Here is a 22,324-nt window from a genome sequence, read left to right on the forward strand (position 1 = left end):
TTCCGGGACGACCCGGAACGCCGGCTTCGTCGGGTTCGCCGGGAAGATCGGCGCATAACGTGGCGAGTTATCCACAGCCCATGACGCGAAGCCTCGCGGGCGGCAAGAATGCGTAGGTGACGTCGTCCTGACCGTGGCCGGGCACGACGCGCTTTCGGGGAGGGGCCGGGTCCGCACAGGGGGCATCGGCCCGCAGCACAGGGCCGAGGAGGGCCGAGTGACGACGTATGACGAACGAGCGAGCCTCAACGATCTGACCACCACCGCGGAGCGGGTGCACCGGTCGGTGGAGAGCGTGATCGAGGGCAAGCCGGAGGTCGTACGGCTCGCGCTGACCGTCCTGCTGGCCGAGGGGCACCTGCTCATCGAGGACGTACCCGGCGTCGGCAAGACCATGCTCGCCAAGGCGCTGGCCCGCTCCATCGACTGCTCGGTGCGGCGCATCCAGTTCACGCCCGACCTGCTGCCGTCCGACATCACCGGCGTCAGCATCTTCGACCAGCAGCAGCGGGACTTCGAGTTCAAGCCGGGCGCGATCTTCTCCCAGATCGTCATCGGCGACGAGATCAACCGCGCCTCGCCCAAGACCCAGTCCGCGCTCCTGGAGTCCATGGAGGAGCGTCAGGTCACCATGGACGGGCAGACCTACGAACTGCCCAGTCCCTTCATGGTCGTCGCCACCCAGAACCCGGTGGAGATGGAGGGCACCTATCCGCTCCCCGAGGCGCAGCGGGACCGCTTCATGGCACGGGTGTCGATCGGCTACCCCAGCCCGTCGGCCGAGCTCCAGATGCTGGACGTGCACGGCGGCGCCTCCCCGCTCGACGACCTCCAGCCGGTGGCGCACGCCCACGAGATCCTGAAGCTGATCGACGCGGTGCGCGAGGTCCACGTCGCCGAGCCGGTGCGCCGGTACGCGGTCGACCTGGTGACCGCCACCCGCAGCCACCCCGAGCTCCGGCTGGGCGCCTCCCCGCGGGCGACCCTGCATCTGCTGCGCGCCGCCAAGGCCTCCGCCGCGCTCCTGGGGCGGGAGTACGCCCTGCCGGACGATGTGCAGTCGCTGGCGGTGGCGGTGCTCGCGCACCGTCTGCTGCCCACCGCCCAGGCGCAGTTGAACCGCCGTACCGCCGAGCAGATCGTGCTGGAGATCCTCCAGCGCGTCCCGGTCTCGGACGGGCCGAGGATCCCCGACCCGCAGCCGTGGCGCACGCACGGCCGGCAGCCGCCCGGCGTACGGGGGCTGTGATGGCCGACGGGGGGAGCGAGGGCACGCCGGAGCGGGGCGGACTGCGGGCGGCCCTCGGGGGACTGACGACGCGCGGCAGGTCGTTCCTGGCGGCCGGGATGGCCGCCGCGGCGTGCTCGTACGTGCTCGGGCAGACGGATCTGCTGCGGGTCGGGCTGCTGCTCGCCGCGCTGCCGCTGGTGTGCGTCCTGGTCCTGCACCGCACCCGTTACCGCGTCGCCGGTAGCCGTACGCTCTCCCCCGCCCGGGTCCCCGCGGCCGCGGAATCCCGGGTCCTGCTGCGGATGGAGAACGTCTCCCGGCTGCCCACGGGCGTGCTGATGCTCCAGGACCGCGTGCCGTACGTCCTCGGGCCCCGGCCACGCTTCGTCCTGGACCGGGTGGAGGCCGGCGGCCGCCGCGAGGTCTCCTACCGCGTCCGCTCCGACCTGCGCGGCCGCTATCCGCTGGGCCCGCTCCAGCTGCGGCTCTCCGACCCGTTCGGAATGTGCGAACTGACCCGTTCCTTCAGCGCGTTCGACACCCTGACGGTGGTACCGCGGGTCGAACCGCTCCCGGCGGTCCGGCTGGCGGGCGAGGCCGCGGGGTACGGCGACGGACGGCAGCGCTCGCTGGCGCTGGCCGGCGAGGACGACCTCATCCCGCGCGGCTACCGGCACGGCGACGATCTCCGCCGGGTCCACTGGCGGTCCACGGCGCGCTACGGCGAACTGATGGTCCGCCGGGAGGAGCAGCCGCAGAAGGCGCGGTGCACGGTCCTGCTCGACACCCGCGACGTCGCCCACTCCGGGAGCGGGCCCGACTCGGCCTTCGAATGGGCGGTGTCGGCGGCCGCCTCGACCGCGGTGCACCTACTGGAGCGGGGCTTCTCGGTCCGCCTGCTGACCGACACCGGCAGCTCCGTGCCGGGCCCGGACGGCGCCGGCAGCTTCGCGGGCGGCACGGAGTCCGCCGACGCCGTGGGGCTGGTGCTGGACACCCTCGCCGTCGTGGAGCACTCCGAGGAGGCCGGACTCTCGGCCGCGTACGACGTGCTGCGCGCCGGTGGCGAAGGGCTGCTGGTGGCCATCTTCGGCGATCTGGACGAGGCACAGGCCGCGGTCGCCGGGCAGATGCGCCGGCGCAGCGGCGCGGCGATCGCCTTCGTCCTGGACGGCGACGCCTGGAGCCGGGGCCCCGGCGGCATCAGGTTCGCCACCGGGCAGGTCCCGATGGCCGAGCGGCTGCGGCTGCTGCGCCGGGCGGGCTGGACGGCCGTGCCGGTGCGGCCCGGCGACGCCCTGGCCGACCTGTGGCGGGCGGCGGCGGACCGCTCGGGGGCCGCGGCCGAGCGGCCGGCGGAGCGGAGCGGGAGCCCGGGCGCCGGTCCGGAGACGGTGGCCGGGGGACGGTTGTGAAGGGGAGCATGGGCGTGGTGGGCAGCCGCGGGACGTGGACGTACGGGGACGGTCCGGCGTTCGGGGACGGTCCGGCGCGCAGCGGGGCGTCGGCCCTGACGGAGCGCGGCGAGGTGGCGGCATGAGTGGTCGGGCGCGACTGGCGCTGTGTGCCGTGGTGGCCACCCTGTGCGCCGCCTGCGCGCTGCTGCCGCTGGTGGACCCGATCAACTGGATCTTCCAGGTGGCGGTCCTGCTGGCGATCGTGACCGGCGTGGGCGCGCTGGCCCGTCGGGTGCCGCTCGCCAGACCGCTCACCGTCGCCGTCCAGGCCCTGGTCGCCGTCCCGCTGATGACCGTGCTCTTCACCCCGGGCGAGGCGATCCTCGGCCTGGTGCCGGGCCCGGACGCGATCGCGGAGTTCAGCCGGCTGGTGCAGAGCGGCGTACAGGACGTGGGCCGCTACGCCATCCCCGCCCCGGTCACCCCCGGCATCCGGCTGCTGCTGGTCGCCGGCGTCCTGGTCATCGGCCTGATCGTGGACGCGCTGGCGGTCACGTACCGCAGCGCCGCGCCCGCCGGGCTACCGCTGCTGGCGCTGTACTCGGTGGCGGCGGGGCTGTCCCAGGGCGGCGCGGGCTGGCTGTGGTTCCTGGTCGCCGCGGCCGGCTATCTGTTGCTCCTGCTGGCGGAGGGCCGTGACCGGCTCTCCCAGTGGGGCCGGGTGTTCGGCGGTACGGACCGGCCGGGCGGCGGGCCGGGCTTCGCCGCCGGGGCCGCCGGACCGGCGCTGGCCCCGGTCCGTACGGGCCGCAGGATCGGCGCCCTGGCGCTCGGCATCGCACTGGTGGTGCCCGCCGTGCTGCCCTCCCTGGGCGGCGGGCTGATCGGCCCCTCCGGCAACGGCGGGGGCCCGGGCGGCGGGGGCGGCACGATCTCCGCGGTGAACCCGCTGGTGTCGCTCCAGGACAGCCTCAACCAACCCGAGGACAAGGAGGTCCTCAACTACCGCACCACGGCCGCCGACAGCCGTGACCTGTATCTGCGGATAGTCGCCCTCGACCAGTTCGACGGCGCGGCCTGGAAGCCGTCCGAGCGCACGGTCACGGACGTCCCGGAGCGGCTGCCGGAGCCGCCCGGCCTGAGCTCCGCGGTCGAGCGCAACCGGATCAACACCTCCATCTCCACCGCGCCGTGGTACGCCCAGAACTGGCTGCCGCTCCCGTATCCGGCGTCCCGGGTGGACATCTCCGGCCGCTGGCGCTACGAGCCCCAGGGCCGCACGCTGGTCGGCGACCGGGGACAGAACACCCGCGGGCTCCAGTACCAGGTGGAGAGCCTCCAGGTGCGCCCCACGTCCCAGCAGCTGGCCGGCGCCCCGGCGCCGCCCGCGGGCCTGGTGCGCGAGTACACCAAGGTCCCGGGCTCGCTGCCGCCGGTCGTCAAGGCCACCGCCCGCAAGATCACCCATGGCGCGCCGACCGCCTATGCCAAGGCGGTCAAGCTCCAGGACTGGTTCGCCCTCTACGGCGGCTTCCGCTACAACACCCAGGTCCGGGCCGGCAGCGGTACCCAGGCGATCGCGCGGTTCCTCCAGGACAAGGAGGGCTTCTGCGTCCACTTCTCGTTCTCGATGGCGACGATGGCCCGGACCCTGGGCATCCCCGCCCGGGTGGCGGTCGGATTCACCCCGGGCATCAAGCAGCCCGACGGCACCACATCGGTCAGCCTCAAGGACGCGCACGCCTGGCCCGAGCTGTACTTCCAGGGCATCGGCTGGACCCGCTTCGAGCCCACCCCGAGCCGGGGCAGCATCCCGGACTACGCCTACCCCGACACCCCGGGCACGACGGATCCCGGCCGCCCGGCGCCCGAGCCGTCCCGGCCCCAGGCCCCCGCGGACGACCCGTCGGCGGCCCCCTCCTGCGGCCCCGGTGAGCAGCCGTCCGGATCCTCGTCGGCCTGTGTGACGCTGCCCGCGGAGTCCGGCGCCCACCCCACGGAGGGCGGCCCGTCACCGTGGGCGGTGGCCGGCATCGCGCTGGCCGCGCTGCTGGTCCTGCTGCTGCCCGCGGTCCCACTGCTGTGGCGGCTGAAGGTGCGCGCCCGACGGCTGGCGGCGAGCGGCGGCCCGGGCCGGGACGCCGCGGCGAGCATCCTCGCCGCCTGGCAGGAGCTGCTGGACACCGCCTGGGACTTCGGCGTGGTGCCGGACGAGTCGCTGACCCCGCGCAAGGCGGCCGCGCGGATCATTCGCATCGGGGAACTGCAACCCGAGGCGGCCACGGCGGCGCACCGCGTCGCGGCCGCGGTCGAGCAGGTCCTGTACGCCCCGCAGCCCCAGCCGGTGTCCGGCCTCACCGCGGACGTACAGCGGGTGCGGGCCGGGTTGCGGTCCGGCGCGACCCGGGCGCTACGGCTGCGCGCCGAGCTCGCCCCGCGCTCCGCGGCCCGCCTGCGCTGGGCCTGCGCCGCCCGCTGGACGTCCCTGCTGCTCAGGTGCCGTACGAGCCGCCCGGTGGCCGCGCTGCGCCGCACCGTGACGGCGTTCCGGCCGGGCCGGCAACGGGCGTAGCCGGCCCGGCGGGAGCACGCCGCGTCCGGCGGCGCGGTACGCAGGTGCGGAGGTGCCGCGGAGCCGGTGCGCGGACGCAGGTGCGGAGCCGGGGGCACCGGGCCCGACGGCACGGTGCCCCGCCGGGACCGGGTGCGGTGGAAGCGCGTGCAAAGGAAGCCCGTGCAAGGGAGCCATGTGCGGGTGGACACCCCGTACAGAAAAGTGCTGCGGCCGCCCGATCCTGTCGGGCGGCCGCAGCACGGAGAAGGTTGTGCGGCGCGAAGAACGCCGCCGAGCCGGTCTCAGTGACCCTGTTGTTCGTCCCTGCGACGCTGCCAGCGGTCCTCGATGCGGTTCATCATCGAGCGGCGCTGCCGGGGCTGGCGGCGCGCCGGGGCGCCCGTGCCTCCGGAGCCCGCGCCGCCGCGCTGGTCAGCGGTCCGGGGAGCCTTGCGCCAGCCGGTGACGGCCAGCACGGCACAGCCGAGCATGACGAGGAAGCCCACCACGCTGATCCAGATCTGCTGCGCGACCATACCGGCCATGAGCAGGGCGATACCCACCAGGAAGCCCGCGACCGCTTGGTAGACCCGTCGCCGGGTGTACGTACGCAGCCCGTTTCCCTCAAGCGCTGTCGCGAACTTGGGATCTTCGGCGTACAGCGCTCGCTCCATTTGCTCGAGCATGCGCTGCTCGTGCTCCGAGAGCGGCACGGAGTCCTCCTACTCGTCGGTCGCGGGGGGCGACCGGGGTGCGACCCTTTCAGGATAGGCAGCGAATCGCCCCCGTGAAACCCGCCCCTCGACGCCAATTCACTGTCCAGGCCGCCGCGACGGCCGGTGGTGATGCTGCCTGCATTCCCCACCCGCCGGTCCGTCATGCCGGAACGTCGTACCCCGATCATACGGGGCGAAGGGGCTGATCGGGTGGCCTGTGGCCGACTGCACGCGGTGATCGGGGGGTGCCGCCGGGTCAGTCGCGCTCCGCGAGGACGTGCAGCTGAGTGGCTACGGAGTGGAACGCGGGCTGCTCAGCGGCGGCTGCCTCCAGTTTCAGCAGCGCGTCCATGGCGCCCGGCTCGGTGTCGACCAGTACGCCGGGGACCAGGTCGGCGAAGACCCGTACGCCGTGCACCGCGCCGACCTGGAGCCCGGTGGCGGAGACCAGGCCGGTGAGCTGGTCGGCGGTGAACCTGCGGGGCATCGGGTCGCCCTCGCCCCAGCGTCCGGCGGGGTCCGTGAGGGCCCGGTGGGCCTCGGTGAAGTGGCCCGCCAGCGCACGGGCCAGCACGGCGCCGCCCAGGCCGGCGGCGAGCAGGCTGAGCGTGCCGGCCGGGCGCAGCGCGTCGACGGCGTTGCGGATGCCCTCGGCCGGGTCGTCGACGTACTCCAGCACGCCGTGGCAGAGCACGGCGTCGTAGCCGCCGCGCTCGACGACGTCGAAGAGGCCGTGGGCGTCGCCCTGGACGGCGCGCACCCGGTCGGCGACGCCGGCCTCGGCGGCGCGGCGCTCCAGGGCGAAGAGGGCGTTGGGACTGGGGTCGACGACCGTGACGCGGTGGCCGAGGCGGGCGACCGGCACGGCGAAGTTGCCGGAGCCGCCGCCGGTGTCGAGGACGTCCAGGGCGTCGCGCCCGGCGGCCTTGACCCGGCGCTCCAGGGCGTCCTTGAGGACGTCCCAGACCACGGCGGTACGAAGGGATGCGCGCGGGCGCAGCGGGTCAGACACGGCGGGTGGCTCCTCGGCGGGGGCATGAACATCCAGTTGCCCACCACCCTATTCCGTCCCACGCCATCCGCCGATCGCGGCGCCGTCGGGAGGGACGTGGGACGGGCAGGTGAGGGGGGTTGGCGGGAGGCGCTCGGCTCCCGCGGCGGGAGGCGCGCTCCTCTCCCTTCCCCTCCCCCGGGGCCCCGCCCCAACCCACCCACCCCGCTCCTCCACCACTCCCCCGCCGGGCGCCGCCTCCCCCTTCAGGGCCACAGGTCTGCGCCCTCAAGGCCGGCAGTTCTGCGCCCTCAAGGCCGCAGGTCTGTGCTCTCAGGGCCGGAGGTCTGTGTCCTCAGCGCCCCCGATCTGCGCCATGGGGTCGTACCGCAGGCCGGCCCGTCCGGTCGTTCACCCCGCGCGCTGGGGCGGCAGTGACGACTGGAGGAGCAGCATGCGCTCCACCAGGCGCAGGAACATCGCGGCATCGCGCAGGAGATCATCGGCGTCGCGGCGGCTGGCCGCACCGGCCATACCGGCCTCGGCCTTGGCGCGGCGGTCGGCCCCGGCGGCGAACAGGGCGCTCCACTCGGCGAGTTCGGGGGCGACCTCGGGGAGGACCTCCCAGGCGCTGCGGATACGCTGCCTGCGGCGCACGGTGGTCTCCGGCCGGCCGCGGACGGCGAGGACGGCGGCGGCGGTGCGCAGTGCGGCCAGATGGGCCGTGGCGAACTGCTCGTTGGGGGTGTCGAGGGTCTGTGCTTCGTCGAGACCCTGCTGGGCCTGGGCGAGCAGGTCGAGGGCGGCGCGTGGTGCGGTCGCTCTGCGCAGGACGGGGTGGACATCGCTCGGGGGACCGTACGCAGCGGAGCTGCCCCCGGTGGGACGAGCTGCCATGACGAACCTCCTGTCGTCGCATGCCGGTTCGGGGCCGAATGCTGATTCGGACCGTATGAGCCCATCGTGAGGTACACCACTGACAATCGGCCCTGAGCTGCACTTTCGTCGGATTGGGGACGGTTGTGGGAGTGGGCTGGGAGTGGGCTGGGCGTGGGTTGGGGGCGGGTCGGGAGTGGCTGTGGCGCGGAATTGCCCACCAGCCCTTGCGGAACGGGGGGTGGGATGCTGCATACTTTTTGAACTGACCAGTCAGTTCAGGGAGGGATCGTGGACAGCACCTCGCACGGGGCGGCGGTCTCGGCCGTGGGATTCGGGGTCAAGGGCCCCCGCGGGTGGGCATTCCGGGACGTCGACATCACCGCCGGGCCCGGCTCACTGATCGCCGTACAGGGCCCCTCGGGCTCGGGCCGTACGTGTCTGCTGCTCGCGCTCACCGGCCGGATGAAATCCGCCGCGGGCGGTGCCGAGGTCGGCGGGCTGCCGCTGCCCAAGAAGATGGCCGCGGTCCGGTCCGTCACCGCGCTCGCGCACGTGCCGGGGGTCGCCGAGCTCGATCCCGCGCTGACCGTGGGCGAGCACCTGCGGGAACGCGCCCTGTTGCAGGGCCGGTTCGGCGGTTCGCTGCGGGAACTGCTGCGGCCTCGCCGGGAGCGCCGGGCCGAGGCCCGCGCCCTGGTGGACGGCGCCCTGAAGGCCGCCGGGCTCGACCTGGAGTCGCTGCCCAAGGGGATCCGCACCTCCGTGCGCGACCTGGAGCGGCTGGAGGCGCTGCGGCTGTCCGTGGCGCTGGCGCTGATCGGCGGACCGCGGCTGCTGGCCGTCGACGACACCGATCTGAAGCTGTCCGACGAGGAGCGCGCGGCGGCCTGGGCGATGCTGCGCGGCCTCGCGGCGGCCGGCACGACGGTGCTGGCGGTGTGCAGCGAGCCACCCGAGGACGGCACGGACCTGGTGCTGGTGCGCACGGGCGACCGCCCGGAGGAGGCCACCACGGACGCCGCGACCACCACGACCACCACGACTGCCTCGAACGACACGACCACCACGACTGCCTCGAACGACACGACCACCACCACCGACGCAGACACCACGACCACCACAGACGCCACCAACGCCGACACCGACACCACGACCACCACGGACGCCACCAACGCCGACACCGACACCGACACCGACACCAACGACGGCAACGGCAACGGCAACGACACCGGCACCGACGACAGCGACGACGACCGGGACCACGACAAGGAGGGGGCGGCCGATGCGCTCGCCCAAGCTGGCCGCGCTTGAGCTGAAGCGGTTCGGGAGGGGGAAGCTGCCGCGCGCGGCGCTGGTCGCCCTGCTGCTGTTGCCGCTGCTGTACGGCGCGCTGTACCTGTGGTCCTTCTGGGACCCGTACGGGCGGCTGGACAAGATCCCGGTGGCGCTGGTCAACGAGGACAAGGGCGCCGACGTCGACGGGAAGCGGATCTCGGCGGGCGACGGCATCGTCGACGGGCTGGCCGACAGCCACACCTTCGACTGGCGCCCGGTGGACGCCGAGGAGGCCGCCAGGGGCGTCGAGGACGGCACGTACTACCTGTCATTGTCGATCCCGAAGGACTTCAGCCGGCGGATCGCCTCCAGTTCCGGTGACCACCCGGAGACCGGCGCCCTCAAGGTGCGGACGAACGACGCGAACAACTACATCGTCGGGCAGATCTCCCGGACGGTGTTCTCCGAGGTGCGCGCGGCGGCCTCGAAGAAGGCCTCGCGCACCTTCTTCGACAAGATCTTCGTCTCGTTCTCGACCCTGCACGACAAGACCCAGGAGGCCGCGGACGGCGCCGGCCGCCTCAGGGACGGCATCGGGCGGGCCAAGGACGGCGCGGGCAAACTGGCCGACGGGCTGGGCACCGCGAAGGACGGCAGCGGCCGACTCGTCACCGGCCTGGGCGACCTCGACGCGGGCGCCGGGCGGCTCTCCCGAGGCAGCTCCGACCTGGCGCGGGGAGCCGGTACGGCGGCCGACGGATCGCGCCAACTGGCCGACGGCTCCCGGCAGGTGGCCGACGGCACCCAGCAGCTGGCCGACACCGTCAACGGCATCGCCGGCAAGGTGGGGCCCTTCATCCATGCGCACGGCAAGGAGATCGGCGAGGCGGCGCAGCTCGTCGCGGACGGTTCGCAGGCGGTCCGTGACCACCTGGGCGCGCTCCCGGCGGCGGCCTCCACAGGGGCGAAGCTCTCCCGGGGGATCTCCGACCACCTGGCGAGGTACTACCACGCGCGCTGTGAGAGCGGCATCACCCTGGAGACCTCCTGCGACGAGCTGAAGCAGCTCAAGGACGACGCGGCCGCCGCGGCGGACAAGGCCGAGGAGATCAGCGGGTACGCCCACGACCAGAAGAACCTGGACCGGCTGGACCGGGACCTGGCCACCCTGCACGACCTGGCGAGCGAGTTGGCGAAGCACGGCCCGACGCTCGGCGCCGACATGGACGCCGCGGTCAAGAAGATCAACGACCTCAACGACGGCGCGCACAAGGTGGCCGCGGGCGCCCACCGGCTGGCCGCCGGGAACGCCCAACTGGCCGCCGGTGCGGGCAAGCTCGACGACGGGGCCCACCGACTGCACGACGGCACGGGCCGGGCCGCCTCCGGCATGGGCGACCTGGACTCGGGCGTGGGCAAGCTGAAGAGCGGCGCGCAGACCCTGGACGGCGGGCTGTTCAAGCTCTCCGACGGCTCGCGAAAGCTGGCCGGCGGGCTGCACGACGGGGTGAAGCAGATCCCCGACTACGGCAAGAGGGACCGCGACGCGCGCACCCTGGTCATGTCCGACCCGGTGCAACTCGCCTCGGACTCCGCCCACAAGGCGCCGAACTACGGCACCGGGTTCGCCCCGTACTTCATCCCGCTGTCGCTGTGGGTCGGCGCCATGGTGGCGTACATGCTGATCCAGCCGCTGAACAGGAGGGCGCTGGCGATGGGCGCGTCCTCCTGGCGGGTGGCGGTGTCCGGGTGGTTGCCGGTGGTCGGCGTGGGGGTGTTGCAGACCGCGGCCCTGATGTCCGTGCTGCACTTCGCGCTGGGCCTTCAGATGGCCCGGGCGGCCGGTACGCTCGGCTTCCTGGTGCTGGTCACGGCCTGTTTCTCGGCGATCGTGCAGTGGTTGAACGCACAGTTCGGGCCGGCCGGGCGGATCCTGGTGCTGGCGCTGCTGATGCTCCAGCTGACCTCGGCGGGCGGTACGTACCCGGTGCAGACCAGCCCCGGCTTCTTCGGCGCCATCCACCCCTATCTGCCGATGAGTTACATCGTGGCGGGGCTGCGCCGGCTCATCACCGGCGGGGAGCTCGCGCCGGTGTGGCAGGGCAGTGTGGTGCTGGTGGCGTTCACGGTCGGGGCGCTCGCGCTGACGTCGCTGTCGGCGCGTGGCCGCCAGGTGGTGCGGATGAAGGATCTCCACCCGGAGCTGAGCCTGTGAGCGCGGAGAACGCCGGTACCGGCAGAATCGCCCCCATGGACAGCTCCAGCACACGTCGCGACGCCACCCGCCGCAAACTCTTCGAGGCCGCGGTCACGCTCATTGCCGAACAGGGCTTCTCCTCCACCACGGTGGACGAGATCGCCGAGCGGGCGGGCGTCGCGAAGGGCACCGTCTACTACAACTTCGCGAGCAAGAACGTCCTCTTCGAGGAGTTGCTGCGGCACGGCATCGAGCTGCTGGCGACCTCCTTGCAGGCGGCCGCGGAGGAGGTGACGGAGCGGGGCGGCAGCCGCATCGACGCGTTGGACGCGATGATCCGGGCCGGCCTGGACTTCATCTCCCGCTACCCGGCGCTCACCCAGCTCTACGTCGCCGAGCTGTGGCGCACCAACCGGGCCTGGCAGTCGACGCTGATGGTGGTGCGGCAGCGGGCCATCACGGTGGTGGAGGACGTGCTGCGGGAGGCGGTGGCGGACGGCGAGCTGAGCGAGGAGATCGACATCCCGCTGACCGCCTCGGCGCTGTTCGGGATGGTGCTGGTGGCCGCGCTGGACTGGCAGTCGTACCAGCCCGACCGGTCGATCGACGAGGTGCACGCGGCGCTGTCGCGGCTGCTTCAGGGGCGGGTCGGCGGCCCGCCCGCGTAGGGGGTGGGCGCCTCGGCCGTCCGAGGGGAGTGAGTGCGCACCGCATTGGTCAGGTACGGTGCGCACCCGCGATTCCCCCGTGGGCCCGCACCAAAGAGTGCGCCGCCCTGGCACAGATCGTTCCCCCGCCGATCCGACCAGGGCAGCGCTTCCCCCGTGCTCCCCCGTGGAGCCCCCGTGCTCCCCCGTTTTCCCTTCCCCCGTCACGGCCGGGAGCCGCGCCATTCCGCCGCCCCGTGTCGGCGGTGCGGCGCCGCTTCCCTTCCGTGGCCCCTACTCTTCCGTCCCGGCGGGTGCCGGCCCATCCGCGTACCTACTCATCTGGGCGTCTGAGTACGGATACTCAAACCTGAGCACCGGCCCCCAGGGGCGGCCTACGATCTCCGTCGTGTCCGTACTTCCCTTGGTCTTCACCAGTGGCTGGGCGAGCGGGATCAACGCCTACGCCGTCGTCCTGCTCCTCGGTCTGCTCGGCGCGACCGGCGTCACCGACGACGTGCCGGCGGCGCTCCAGCGCCCCGACGTGCTGATCGTGGCCGGTCTGCTCTTCCTGTGCGAGGCGGTCGCCGACAAGATCCCGTACGTGGACTCGGTCTGGGACGCCGTGCACACCGTGATCCGGCCGGTCGCCGGCGGTGTGGTGGCGGCGCTGCTGGCCGGGCACCAGGGCTCGCTGCCCGAGCTGGCGGCGGGCGCGGTGGGCGGTTCCACGGCGCTGCTGAGCCACCTGGTCAAGGCGGGCACGCGGATCGCGGTGAACACCTCGCCGGAGCCGGCCAGCAACATCGTGCTGAGCGTGGTCGAGGACCTGGGCGTGGCCGGGCTGATCGCCTTCGCCGTCTTCCATCCGGTGGCCGCGGCGGTCATCGCGGGCACGCTGCTGGCCGCGGGCCTCACGCTGGTGATCGTGCTGTGGTCGCGGATCCGCCGGTACCTGCGGCGCCGGCGGGCGCGGCGGGCGGAGAAGCGGCTGGCCGCGGCGGGCGGCGTGGTGCCGCCGGGGGCCGAGGGCACGGGGGGCTGAGCGCACGGGGCCGGTCCGCGGGCGGCAGCGGCCGTGCGGGCGTTGTCAGTGCGGCCGGATAAAGTCGCAGGCATGGCACGGATTGCGGTGATCGGCGCCGGGATGGGCGCGATGGCGGCCGCTGCCCGGCTGGCCGTCGCGGGCCACCGGGTGGCGGTGTTCGAGCGCGGCGCGACGCACGGGGGCGCGGTGGGGCGGCTGGCGCGGGACGGCTTCGCGTTCGACACCGGCCCGGGGCTGTTGCACCTGCCGGCGGTCTACCGCGATCTGTTCGTCAAGACCGGCCGGGAGCCGCTGGAGAGCTGCGTCGAGCTGTCCCAGGTGGACCCGGCGAGCCGTCATGTCTTCGCCGACGGCACGGCGGTCTCGCTGCCGAACGCCTCGCGCGCCGGTGTCCACGGGGCGCTGGACGAGGCGCTGGGCGCCGGTTGCGGTGAGCGCTGGAGCGCGCTGCTGGTCCGGGCCCGCGAGGCCTGGGACGCCACCCGCCGGCCGCTCCTGGAGGAGCCGCTGTGGCCGGACTGGCGGGTGCTGGGGCGCGATCCGTATCCGGCGGTGCGCCGGCGGGGGCTGTTCGGCCGGAGCGCGCGGCCGACGACCGCGACGCTCGCCGAGGTCGCCCGCCGCGAGCTGGTCGACCCGCGGCTGGTGGCGCTGCTGGAGAGCCATGCGTTGGCGTACGGCTTCGACCCGCGCAGCGCCCCGGCGAGCGCCGCGGTGCTGCCGTACATGGAGCAGACCTTCGGCAGTTGGTATGTGCGCGGCGGGATGCGGGCGCTGGCCGACGCGCTGTACGAGCGCTGCCGGGCGCGGAAGGTCACGTTCGCCTTCGGCGCCGAGGTGGCCGGGATCGTCGAGAAGGACGGCCGGGCGGCGGGCGTCGCACTGGCCGACGGGCAGGTCCACGAGGCCGAGTTCGTGGTCGCGGGCATCGCCCCGGCCCGGCTGCCGGCGCTCCTGGACGGACGGCAGCCCTACGGGGCGGACGAGGTACGGCCGGTGGACGCCCCCGAGGTGGGGGCGACGGCGCGCTTCACGGTCTGTCTGGCGCTGCGCGGGGCGCGGGAGCCGGGTGCGGTGCATCGGACCGTCGTCCATGCGGCGGACCGGGCGGCGGAGCTGGTGGGCGTGTTCGGGGACGGCCCCGGGCTGGGGGCACCTCCCAGCGGTGGCTGGGGGAGCACACCCTGTGCGCGGCCGACGGTGACGGTACTGCGCCCGGACGATCCCACCACCCGGCCCGACGACGACCACGAGGCCGTGACGCTGACCGCGGCGGTGGCGCCGCACGGCCCGGTCGACTGGCTGGACGGTGCGTCCGCCGAGGCGGAGGCGGACCGGCTGGTCGAGGTGGCCGGGGCGGCTGTTCCGGGGCTTGCGGAGCGGGTGTTGTGGCGGGAGGTGCGACCGCCCGCGGACGACGCGTTGGTGCCGGGTCCGGCGCTGGCGGGCCGGGACGGCCGGTTCCTGCGGCCGGGCAACCGCACCCGGATACCGGGGCTCTATGCGGTCGGCGGCTGGTCGCACCCGGGCGGCGGGCTGGCGCATGCCGGGATGTCCGGCGCGCTCGTCGCGGGGCTGATCGTGAACGGCGACGACTGGCACGGCTCCACATGAGCGCGGCCGCGGCGCCCGGCGCCGCGCCCGGGCCCACTCAGTAGCGGAACTGCTGTCCGTCGTAGCCCTGTTGCTGGTAGGGCGGGTAGGGCGGCTGCTCGGGCGGGAGTTCACCGTCGCGCTGCTGGGGGACCCATGCGCCGTCGGACGAGGCCTCCCCGTAGCCCTGGCCCGGGCTCTGGCCGAGCGGCCCGCCCTGGCCGTCGTACTGCTGCGCGCCGTAGGCCGGCGCGGCGTACGGGTCCGGCTGCGCGTAGGGGTCGTACGGGGCGGAGTACTGCTGGGCGCCGGCGTACGGGTCGGCGTAGGGCTGCTGCTGGCCCTGGCCGTCGCCGTACGCCGCGTAGGGGTCGGCGTAGCCGTCCTGGCCGGCCGCGGGCTGGCCGTAACTGCCGCCGTACGCATAGCCGTTGCCGTCGCCGGCGCCGCTGCCGGCAGTGTTGCCGTAGACGTCGTAGCCCGTGTAGTCGGCCTGCGGAGTGCGGGCGTCGGCGCTGTAGATGCCGTACTGGCCGGTCTCCTCGGGCAGCGGTTCCGGTGCGTAGACGGCGGTGGTGTCGGCCCGTGCGTAGTCGTTCCGGTCCGCGGTAGGTGGCGCGTCGTAGGACGGTGCGGGAAAGGCCTGGGTGGCGAAGACGCTCTGGTCCTGCGGGTCCTGGTACGGGTCCTGGGTGCGGTAGGGGTCGCCCGGCTCGTAGTCGCCGGTCTGGTAGCCGTACGAGCCCTGGCCGGCGTAGGTGTCCTGGTTCTGGAAGCCGCCGACGCTCCGGAAGCCCCCGGTGCTCTCGAAGGTCTCCGGGCCGCCCCCGCCCGCGCCGATGCCCGGGCCGGGGAGGTCGGCGGGCGGCTCACCGGCCGGTACCGCCTCCACGTCGGAGACCTGGAGGGTGGGTTCGGTGGCGGGCGGGCCGGACGGCCGGGCCCGGCGGCGCCGGCTCTCGCCGGGTTTGCCGCCCAGGGCCCAGCCGGTGGTGAAGCCGCGCTTGAAGGAGAGCGTCACCTGGGTCTGGCCGAAGGCGAAGGCGAGCAGACCGACCCCGATCACGATCACCGAGGGGATGACGACGCCGACGACCACACCGAGGAAGCCGGCGAAGGCGAGCAGCCGCCAGCGCAGCCGGGCCTTGTACTGGAGCAGTACCTCGCCCAGCAGCCACACGGCGACCAGGCCGAACGCGATGTAGAGGATCGTCCAGCCCATATACGCCCCTCTTCCGCCGCCCGCCGGCCAGCCGTGATCAGGACCGCTGGTGCAGCCCCAGGTTCTCGTAGATCTCCAGGGTCGCCGTGGAGTGGTTCAGGGTAATGAAGTGCAACCCGGGAACGTCCTCGGCCATCAAACGCGCACACAATTCCGTGGCGTACTCGATGCCAATGGAGCGTACCGCCGCCGGGTCGTCCTTGACGGCGAGGATCCGCTCGGCCAGCTCGGGCGGGAAGGCCGCATTGCTGAGCTGAGCGAACCGCTCGATCTGGCGCACGTTCGTAACCGGCATGATCTCCGGAATGATCGGTGTGGAGCAACCCGCGGCACCGACGCGGTCCCGCAACCGGAAGTAGTCCTCGGCGTAGAAGAACATCTGGGTGATCGCGAAGTCCGCGCCGGCCCGGCATTTGTCGACGAAGTGGGTCACGTCGGTGTCCCAGTCCGTCGAGCGCGGGTGCATCTCGGGGAAGGCGGCGACGCCGACGCAGAAGTCGCCGGACTCCTTGATCAGACGGACCAGGTCGGCGGCGTAGGCGATGCCGTCGGGGTGCTTGACCCACTCGCCCATGGGGTCGCCGGGCGGGTCGCCGCGGAGCGCGAGCATATTGCGGATCCCGGCGTCGGCGTACTGGCCGATGATGTTGCGCAGATCCGCCATGGAGTGGTTGACCGCGGTCAGATGGGCCACTGGGGTGAGAGTGGTGTCGGTGGCGATGCGCTCGGTGGCGCGCACCGTGCCGTCACGGGAGGTGCCGCCGGCGCCGTACGTCACGGAGACGAAGGTCGGCGCGACGGCCTCGATCCGGCGAATGGCGTTCCACAGGGTCCGCTCGCCCTTCTCCGTCTTGGGGGCGGCGAACTCAAACGAGTAGGACTGCTTGCCGGAGGCGAGCAGTTCGCGCACCGTGTGCGCGCGATCAGTCCTGGTGGAAGCTGTACCTAGGGCCATACGGGCAGGTTAACCACCGGCCGGGCACACACCAACCGTCTTCGACGTAATGCCTGGTTGGTCCGGTTCATGTCCACTGGTTGGACATTTTCCGCTCCGGCGCACCCGCCGAGGGGGCCGCGTCCGGCCCGGTCCCCGGCCCGCGGGGGCTCCTACGCGTCCCAGCCGCGGATGCGCTTGGCCAGCGCGGCCGCTGCCGCCCCCGGGTCGTCGGCCTCCGTGAGGGCGCGGACCACCACGACCCGCCGGGCACCGGCGGCGAGCACCTCGTCCAGATTGCCGGCGTCGATCCCGCCGATGGCGAACCAGGGGCGCTCGGGGGCCCGTGCCGCGGCGTAGCGGACCAGGTCGAGGCCGGGGGCGTGGCGGCCCGGCTTGGTGGGCGTCGGCCAGCAGGGGCCGGTGCAGAAGTAGTCCACGCCCGGCTCGGCGATCGCGGCGTCCACCTCGGCCTCGGCGTGGGTGGAGCGGCCTATGACGACGTCCGGGCCGAGGACGGCGCGGGCCGCCGGGACCGGCAGGTCGCCCTGCCCGAGGTGCAGCACGTCGCTGCCGATGGCGTGGGCGACGTCCGCGCGGTCGTTGACCGCGAGCAGCTTGCCGTGCCGCCGGCAGGCGTCCGCGAACACCTCCAGGTGCCGCAGCTCCTCGCCGGCCTCCATGCCCTTGTCGCGCAGCTGGACGATGTCCACGCCCGAGGCCAGCACCGCGTCCAGGAACTGCGGGAGGTCGCCCTGGGCCGTGCGGGCGTCCGTGCAGAGGTAGAGCCGGGCGTCGGACAGGGCCTGTCGTGCGGTGCTCATCGGGCGGTTTCCCCCCAGGTCGGGGGCGTACGGGCCGGGCCTTCCGGTCCGTACGCCCCTGGGATGCGGCTACGGATGCCGGTGCGGTCGCTGTCGGGAGCGGGCCGCACCGGGCGGATCAGACGGCGAGCGCCTGGGCCCGGCGCTTCACCTCCGTGCCGCGATTCTCGCGCAGCGCCTGCGCCGGGGTACCGGGCAGGGTCTCATCCTCCGTGAACAGCCACTCCAGCATCTCCTCGTCGGTGAAGCCGTCGTCCTTGAGGAGCGTGAGCGTGCCGACGAGGCCCTTGACCACCTTGTCGTCCTTGATGAAATCGGCGGGCACCTGAAGCACCCTGTTCTCGCCGCGGCGCACCGCGATCAGCTGGCCCTCCTTGACCAGCTGCCGCACGCGGGTCACCTCGACGCCGAGCTTTTCGGCGATGTCGGGGAGGGTGAGCCAGGCGGGGACGAGTCCATCGATGTTTGCGTCAATCTCGGTCACAGGACAAGCCTGCCACCTCGCACTGACAGCCGGTAGCCGGGCATCGCCATCAGGGGTCGCCGGCACCCCGGAGAGTGACGACGCCCCCCCGCGAGGCGCCCGGCGGCGCACCCCCGACTGCCCCCGGATGCCCCCGGTGCCCCGGACGACCCCGGTGCCCCGGCTCCGGCCCCTACTCGGCGGCGGCCTTCAGCGGTACCGCCGCGTTCGCCGCCCGGTCCCGGTCGAGGACCGCACCCCGTTCGATCAGCTTGCGGCCCTGGGCGAGGTCCCGCGGCCGCCCCACGGCCAGCAGCGCGACCAACCTGCCGGCCCGCCGACCGGACGGCGCCTCGCCCGCGCCCTCCTCGCCGCGCAGCCAGACCACCGACCAGGCGGCGCCGGTCGGGTCGCCGCGCCAGACCAGTTCGTCGGCGTCCCCGTGGTGCCCCGCGTACTGCACGAACCGGCCGAACTGCTCGGACCAGAAGTACGGGACGGGGTCGTAGACCACGTCTTCGGCCCCGCCCCGGGCGATGTTCTCGGCGACCGTACGGGGGCCCTGGAGGGCGTTGTCCCAGTGGTGGACCAGCAGGCGGCTGCCGTAACGGGTGGACGGGAAGGAGGCGCAGTCCCCGACCGCGTAGACATCGGGTACGGAGGTGCGCAGCCGCTCGTCGGCGAGCACGGAGGCGTCGTCGGGCGAGACCTCGACGCCGGAGCCGGCCAGCCAGGCGGTGGCGGGCCGGGCGCCGATCCCGACGACCACGGCGTCGGCGGGCAGCACGGTGCCGTCCGCGAGGGTGACCGCACCGGCGGTGACGGACGCGACCCGGGCACCGGTGCGCAGTTCGGCACCGGCGTCCGCGTACCAGGAGGTCATATGGGCGGCGACCTCGGCGGGCAGGGCACCGGCCAGCGGGCGGTCGGCGGCCTCGACGACGGTGACCGCGCACCCGGCCTCGCGCGCCGCGGTGGCGAACTCGGCGCCGATCCAGCCGGCCCCGACGACCACGATCTCGTGCTGGGCGGCGAGCACCGGCCGCAGCCGTTCGGCGTCGTCGAGGGTGCGCAGCAGGTGGACGCCGGGCATGCCCCGGCTGCCGGGCAGCGCGATCGGGTCGGCGCCGGTCGCGATCACCGCGTGGTCGTAGCGGACCGGGCCCTCGGCCGTATCGACCCGGTGGTCCTCCGGAACCAGGGCGGTGACCCGGCGGCCGAGGTGGAGGTCGATGCCGAGCCCGGCGAAGTCCACGTCGAAGGTGGGGCTGTCGGCCCTGCCCAGCAGCACCGCCTTGGACAGCGGGGGCCGGTCGTAGGGCTGGTGGGGCTCGTCGCCGAGCAGTGTGATCGCGCCGCGCCAGCCCTGTTCGCGCAGGGCGACCGCGGTCTGCACACCCGCGATTCCGGCGCCGACGATCACCACGCGCGGCGTGTGGTCAGAGGACGGGGAGGACATGCTCTGCTCGCTCACCCACTCACTCTAGGCCGGTGTGCCACGCCGCCCGCGCAGCGCGCAAGGAGATCTCTGACACACCGTCACACGCGGCGACAGCGGGGCGCGGGGCCGCCCCGCGTACGCCGGGACGCCCGCGCGCACACCCGGACATCGCCTTACGGCGCCTCGCGCCCCCGTACTAGGGTGACGGGTACACGCACTCGCGGGAGCCCGGACGCACCGGGCTGAGAGGGAGGCTGGCCGGCCTCCGACCGTACGAACCTGATCCGGGTCATGCCGGCGAAGGGAGGGGCTGGACGCCCATGCATCCACCTGCCACACCATCGAGATCGGACACCGGGCACCCCGACGTGCTCGTCATCGGGGGCGGCGTCATCGGCCTGGTCACCGCCTGGCGGGCGGCCGGCCGCGGGCTGACCGTCGCGCTGGCCGACCCCGCGCCCGGTGGCGGTGCGGCGTACGTCGCGGCCGGGATGCTGGCCGCGGTCTCCGAGCTGCACTACGGGGAGCAGACCCTGCTGGGCCTCAACCTCGCCTCGGCGCGCCGCTACCCCCGGTTCACCGAGGAGCTGGAGGAGGCGAGCGGGCAGCGGATCGGCTACCGGCGGTGCGGCACCCTGGCCGTCGCCCTGGACGCCGACGACCGCGCCCACCTGCGCGAGCTGCACGCCCTACAGCTCCGCTCGGGCCTGGACTCCCAATGGCTGGCGGGCCGCGAGTGCCGCCGCCTGGAGCCGATGCTGGCCCCCGGCGTACGCGGCGGCCTGCGGGTGGACGGCGACCACCAGGTCGATCCGCGCCGGCTGGCGAGCGCGCTGCTGGCGGCCTGTGAGCGGGCCGGGGTGGTGTTCCACCGGAGCCGGGCCGAGCGGCTAACGGTCGACCGCGGCCGCGCCACGGGCGCCGAACTCGCCGACGGCACACGGGTGTCGGCCGGTCAGACCGTACTGGCCGCCGGCAGCCGCAGCGGCCGGCTGGCCGGGGTGCCCGAGGAACTACTGCCGCCGGTGCGGCCGGTCAAGGGCCAGGTGCTGCGGCTGCGGCTGCCGGCCGTGCCCGCCGGTTCCCCAGCCTTCCTGTCCCGCACCGTACGGGCCGTGGTCCGCGGCAACCCCCTCTATCTGGTGCCGCGGGAGAACGGCGAGCTGGTCCTCGGGGCCACCAGCGAGGAGCTGGGCTGGGACACCACCGTCACCGCGGGCGGGGTGTACGAACTGCTGCGGGACGCCCACGAGCTGGTCCCCGGCATCACCGAGCTGCCCCTCGTGGAGACCTGCGCCGGGCTGCGCCCCGCCTCCCCCGACAACGCCCCGCTCCTCGGGCCGACCGAACTGCCCAGCTTCCATCTGGCCACCGGCCACTTCCGCAACGGCGTGCTGCTGACGCCGGTCACCGGTGAGGTGATGGCCGAGGTGCTGGCCACCGGGAACCTGCCCGAGGAGGCCCGTCCCTTCACCCCCGCGCGCTTCTCCCCCACCGCTTCCGGGACCGCGCGCCCCCGCCTTCCGGAGGAGCAGCCCGTATGAGCGCCCCCACCCCCACCGTTTCGGTGTCCGTCAACGGCGAGGCCCGTGAGATCCCCGGCGGGCTCACCCTCGACCGGCTGGTCTCGACCCTGTCCACGGCGCCCACCGGGGTGGCCGCGGCGGTCAACGACGTCGTCGTGCCGCGCACCCAGTGGCCCGCCACCCCGCTCGACGACGGCGACCGCGTCGAGGTGCTCACCGCGGTCCAGGGAGGCTGATCCAGGACATGTCCGATACCGCGCTCTTCCGGGGGACGTCCTCCGCCGCGCCCCGGGGCGGCTCCGCCACCGGCCCCGACCTGCTGACCATCGGCGGGACCACCTTCACCTCCCGCCTGATCATGGGCACCGGTGGCGCGCCCAGCCTCGACGTCCTCGAACGCGCCCTGATCGCCTCCGGCACCGAGCTGACCACGGTCGCCATGCGCCGGCTGGATCCCACCGTGCAGGGCTCGGTCCTGTCCGTCCTCGACCGGCACAAGATCGAGGTGCTGCCCAACACGGCCGGCTGCTTCACCGCGGGCGAGGCGGTGCTCACCGCGCGGCTCGCCCGGGAGGCACTCGGCACGAACTGGGTCAAGCTGGAGGTCGTCGCCGACGAGCGGACCCTGCTGCCCGATCCGATCGAGCTGCTGGACGCCGCCGAGACGCTGGTCGACGACGGCTTCACGGTGCTGCCCTACACCAACGACGATCCGGTACTGGCCCGCAAGCTGGAGGACGTGGGCTGCGCCGCGATCATGCCGCTGGGCTCGCCGATCGGCTCCGGTCTGGGCATCCGCAACCCGCACAACTTCCAGCTGATCACCGAGCGGGCCGGCGTCCCGGTCATCCTGGACGCCGGCGCGGGCACCGCCTCGGACGCCGCCGTCGCCATGGAGCTGGGCTGCGCGGCGGTCATGCTGGCGTCCGCGGTCACCCGCGCCCAGGAACCCGAGCTGATGGCCGCCGCCATGCGACACGCGGTCGAGGCCGGCCGCCTGGCGGCCCGTGCGGGCCGGATCCCACGACGCCATTTCGCGGTGGCGTCGTCCCCTACGGAGGGGGTCGCAGACCTGGACCCCGAGCGGCCAGCGTTTTAATCCCCCCACGTTTTCGTCTGGCCCGCCGTGCTGGTTTCTCGCCGTTGCGCCTGCGGCGGGCGTGGGTTGTTGGGTGCGGTGAGTGGGTGGATTACTTGTGGGGGCTGGCGCCGTCTGTTCACTGCGGGCAGGGGACCACTCGTGCGAGCCCCCACCGGCCTCCTTCCTTCCCACCCACGGGAGGGTGGGGGCCGGAGGGGCTGGGTGTCCGGACGTAAAGCGAAGCAGTCCGGACACCCAGCCCCGCAGGCCCGCACCCGCAGCCGAACAGCCCCGCGCAGCGGCAC

Annotated in this window: 19 protein-coding genes and 1 riboswitch; of the genes, 11 read left to right on the forward strand and 8 right to left on the reverse strand. The window is 73.8% G+C overall.

The features are described 5' to 3' along the window. The first annotated feature begins 217 nt into the window (after positions 1 to 217). From AB0C96_RS33630 to AB0C96_RS33640, 3 genes are all read left to right on the forward strand, one after another. Entirely contained in the window at positions 218 to 1,249 is a 1,032-nt protein-coding gene (locus AB0C96_RS33630; RefSeq protein WP_362922777.1) for a MoxR family ATPase, read from the forward strand. Continuing rightward, a complete protein-coding gene (locus AB0C96_RS33635; RefSeq protein ID WP_362922778.1) occupies positions 1,249 to 2,646 on the forward strand; it encodes a DUF58 domain-containing protein in 1,398 nt (465 codons plus the stop codon). The genes AB0C96_RS33630 and AB0C96_RS33635 overlap by 1 nt, the downstream gene beginning before the upstream one ends. Before the next feature lie 121 nt (positions 2,647 to 2,767). After that, positions 2,768 to 5,200, forward strand: coding sequence for a DUF3488 and transglutaminase-like domain-containing protein (locus tag AB0C96_RS33640; RefSeq protein ID WP_362922780.1), 2,433 nt, complete (start codon positions 2,768 to 2,770; stop codon positions 5,198 to 5,200). Between the two features lie 284 nt (positions 5,201 to 5,484). Here the strand turns inward: AB0C96_RS33640 and AB0C96_RS33645 are convergent, their stop codons facing one another. The 3 genes from AB0C96_RS33645 to AB0C96_RS33655 all read right to left on the reverse strand — a co-directional run bounded on the left by AB0C96_RS33645 (position 5,485) and on the right by AB0C96_RS33655 (position 7,786). Then, entirely contained in the window at positions 5,485 to 5,895 is a 411-nt protein-coding gene (locus tag AB0C96_RS33645; protein WP_362922782.1) for a DUF3040 domain-containing protein, read from the reverse strand. Positions 5,896 to 6,154: 259 nt separating this feature from the next. Further along, positions 6,155 to 6,910 carry a methyltransferase gene (locus tag AB0C96_RS33650; RefSeq protein ID WP_362922784.1) on the reverse strand — a complete coding sequence of 252 codons (756 nt, stop codon included), beginning with the start codon at positions 6,908 to 6,910 and terminating at the stop codon, positions 6,155 to 6,157. Positions 6,911 to 7,300: 390 nt separating this feature from the next. Beyond that, on the reverse strand, positions 7,301 to 7,786 hold the full coding sequence (locus AB0C96_RS33655; protein WP_362922786.1) for an SAV_6107 family HEPN domain-containing protein: 486 nt from the start codon (positions 7,784 to 7,786) through the stop codon (positions 7,301 to 7,303). Positions 7,787 to 8,056: 270 nt separating this feature from the next. Here AB0C96_RS33655 and AB0C96_RS33660 point away from each other — a divergent pair, with 270 nt between their 5' ends. The 5 genes from AB0C96_RS33660 to AB0C96_RS33680 all read left to right on the forward strand — a co-directional run bounded on the left by AB0C96_RS33660 (position 8,057) and on the right by AB0C96_RS33680 (position 14,549). Continuing rightward, the gene (locus AB0C96_RS33660) at positions 8,057 to 9,079 is read left to right on the forward strand and encodes an ATP-binding cassette domain-containing protein (protein WP_362922788.1); all 1,023 of its coding nucleotides are present in this window, start codon (positions 8,057 to 8,059) and stop codon (positions 9,077 to 9,079) included. Beyond that, positions 9,051 to 11,258, forward strand: a complete 2,208-nt coding sequence (locus tag AB0C96_RS33665) for a YhgE/Pip domain-containing protein (RefSeq protein WP_362922790.1) — start codon at positions 9,051 to 9,053, stop codon at positions 11,256 to 11,258. Before AB0C96_RS33660 ends, AB0C96_RS33665 begins: the two co-directional genes overlap by 29 nt. Before the next feature lie 35 nt (positions 11,259 to 11,293). Next, positions 11,294 to 11,908, forward strand: a complete 615-nt coding sequence (locus AB0C96_RS33670) for a TetR/AcrR family transcriptional regulator (protein WP_362922792.1) — start codon at positions 11,294 to 11,296, stop codon at positions 11,906 to 11,908. Positions 11,909 to 12,296: 388 nt separating this feature from the next. Beyond that, positions 12,297 to 12,932: a DUF4126 domain-containing protein gene (locus tag AB0C96_RS33675; RefSeq protein ID WP_362922794.1), complete on the forward strand. Its 636-nt coding sequence runs from the start codon at positions 12,297 to 12,299 to the stop codon at positions 12,930 to 12,932. A gap of 72 nt (positions 12,933 to 13,004) precedes the next feature. Further along, the gene (locus tag AB0C96_RS33680) at positions 13,005 to 14,549 is read left to right on the forward strand and encodes an NAD(P)/FAD-dependent oxidoreductase (RefSeq protein ID WP_362922796.1); all 1,545 of its coding nucleotides are present in this window, start codon (positions 13,005 to 13,007) and stop codon (positions 14,547 to 14,549) included. 37 nt (positions 14,550 to 14,586) lie between these two features. Here AB0C96_RS33680 and AB0C96_RS33685 read toward each other — a convergent pair whose 3' ends face one another. The 5 genes from AB0C96_RS33685 to AB0C96_RS33705 form a co-directional block, all read right to left on the reverse strand. After that, positions 14,587 to 15,750 (reverse strand): hypothetical protein, encoded by a 1,164-nt coding sequence (locus tag AB0C96_RS33685; RefSeq protein WP_362922798.1) that lies wholly within the window; start codon positions 15,748 to 15,750, stop codon positions 14,587 to 14,589. A 37-nt stretch (positions 15,751 to 15,787) separates the two neighbouring features. Beyond that, complete coding sequence (gene metF / locus AB0C96_RS33690; protein WP_362922800.1) at positions 15,788 to 16,705, reverse strand: methylenetetrahydrofolate reductase [NAD(P)H]; 918 nt, start codon at positions 16,703 to 16,705, stop codon at positions 15,788 to 15,790. A gap of 152 nt (positions 16,706 to 16,857) precedes the next feature. Continuing rightward, a complete protein-coding gene (thiE, locus tag AB0C96_RS33695; RefSeq protein ID WP_362922802.1) occupies positions 16,858 to 17,508 on the reverse strand; it encodes a thiamine phosphate synthase in 651 nt (216 codons plus the stop codon). 118 nt (positions 17,509 to 17,626) lie between these two features. After that, positions 17,627 to 17,992 (reverse strand): Rv2175c family DNA-binding protein, encoded by a 366-nt coding sequence (locus tag AB0C96_RS33700; protein WP_362922804.1) that lies wholly within the window; start codon positions 17,990 to 17,992, stop codon positions 17,627 to 17,629. Between the two features lie 172 nt (positions 17,993 to 18,164). Next, a complete protein-coding gene (locus AB0C96_RS33705) occupies positions 18,165 to 19,445 on the reverse strand; it encodes an FAD-dependent oxidoreductase (RefSeq protein WP_362922806.1) in 1,281 nt (426 codons plus the stop codon). Positions 19,446 to 19,622: 177 nt separating this feature from the next. Then, positions 19,623 to 19,735, forward strand: a riboswitch (TPP riboswitch). On the opposite strand from AB0C96_RS33705, the gene thiO reads away from it, so the two are divergent. The 3 genes from thiO (at position 19,733) to AB0C96_RS33720 (ending at position 22,037) form a co-directional block, all read left to right on the forward strand. Further along, a complete protein-coding gene (gene thiO / locus AB0C96_RS33710) occupies positions 19,733 to 20,956 on the forward strand; it encodes a glycine oxidase ThiO (RefSeq protein ID WP_362922808.1) in 1,224 nt (407 codons plus the stop codon). Its footprint overlaps the riboswitch before it by 3 nt. Beyond that, positions 20,953 to 21,174 carry a sulfur carrier protein ThiS gene (gene thiS / locus AB0C96_RS33715; protein ID WP_362922810.1) on the forward strand — a complete coding sequence of 74 codons (222 nt, stop codon included), beginning with the start codon at positions 20,953 to 20,955 and terminating at the stop codon, positions 21,172 to 21,174. Before thiO ends, thiS begins: the two co-directional genes overlap by 4 nt. A gap of 8 nt (positions 21,175 to 21,182) precedes the next feature. After that, positions 21,183 to 22,037 (forward strand): thiazole synthase, encoded by an 855-nt coding sequence (locus tag AB0C96_RS33720; RefSeq protein WP_362922812.1) that lies wholly within the window; start codon positions 21,183 to 21,185, stop codon positions 22,035 to 22,037. Positions 22,038 to 22,324 lie beyond the last annotated feature (287 nt).

It is taken from the genome of Streptomyces sp. NPDC048506 (genome assembly GCF_040651315.1).
GTDB lineage: Bacteria > Actinomycetota > Actinomycetes > Streptomycetales > Streptomycetaceae > Streptomyces.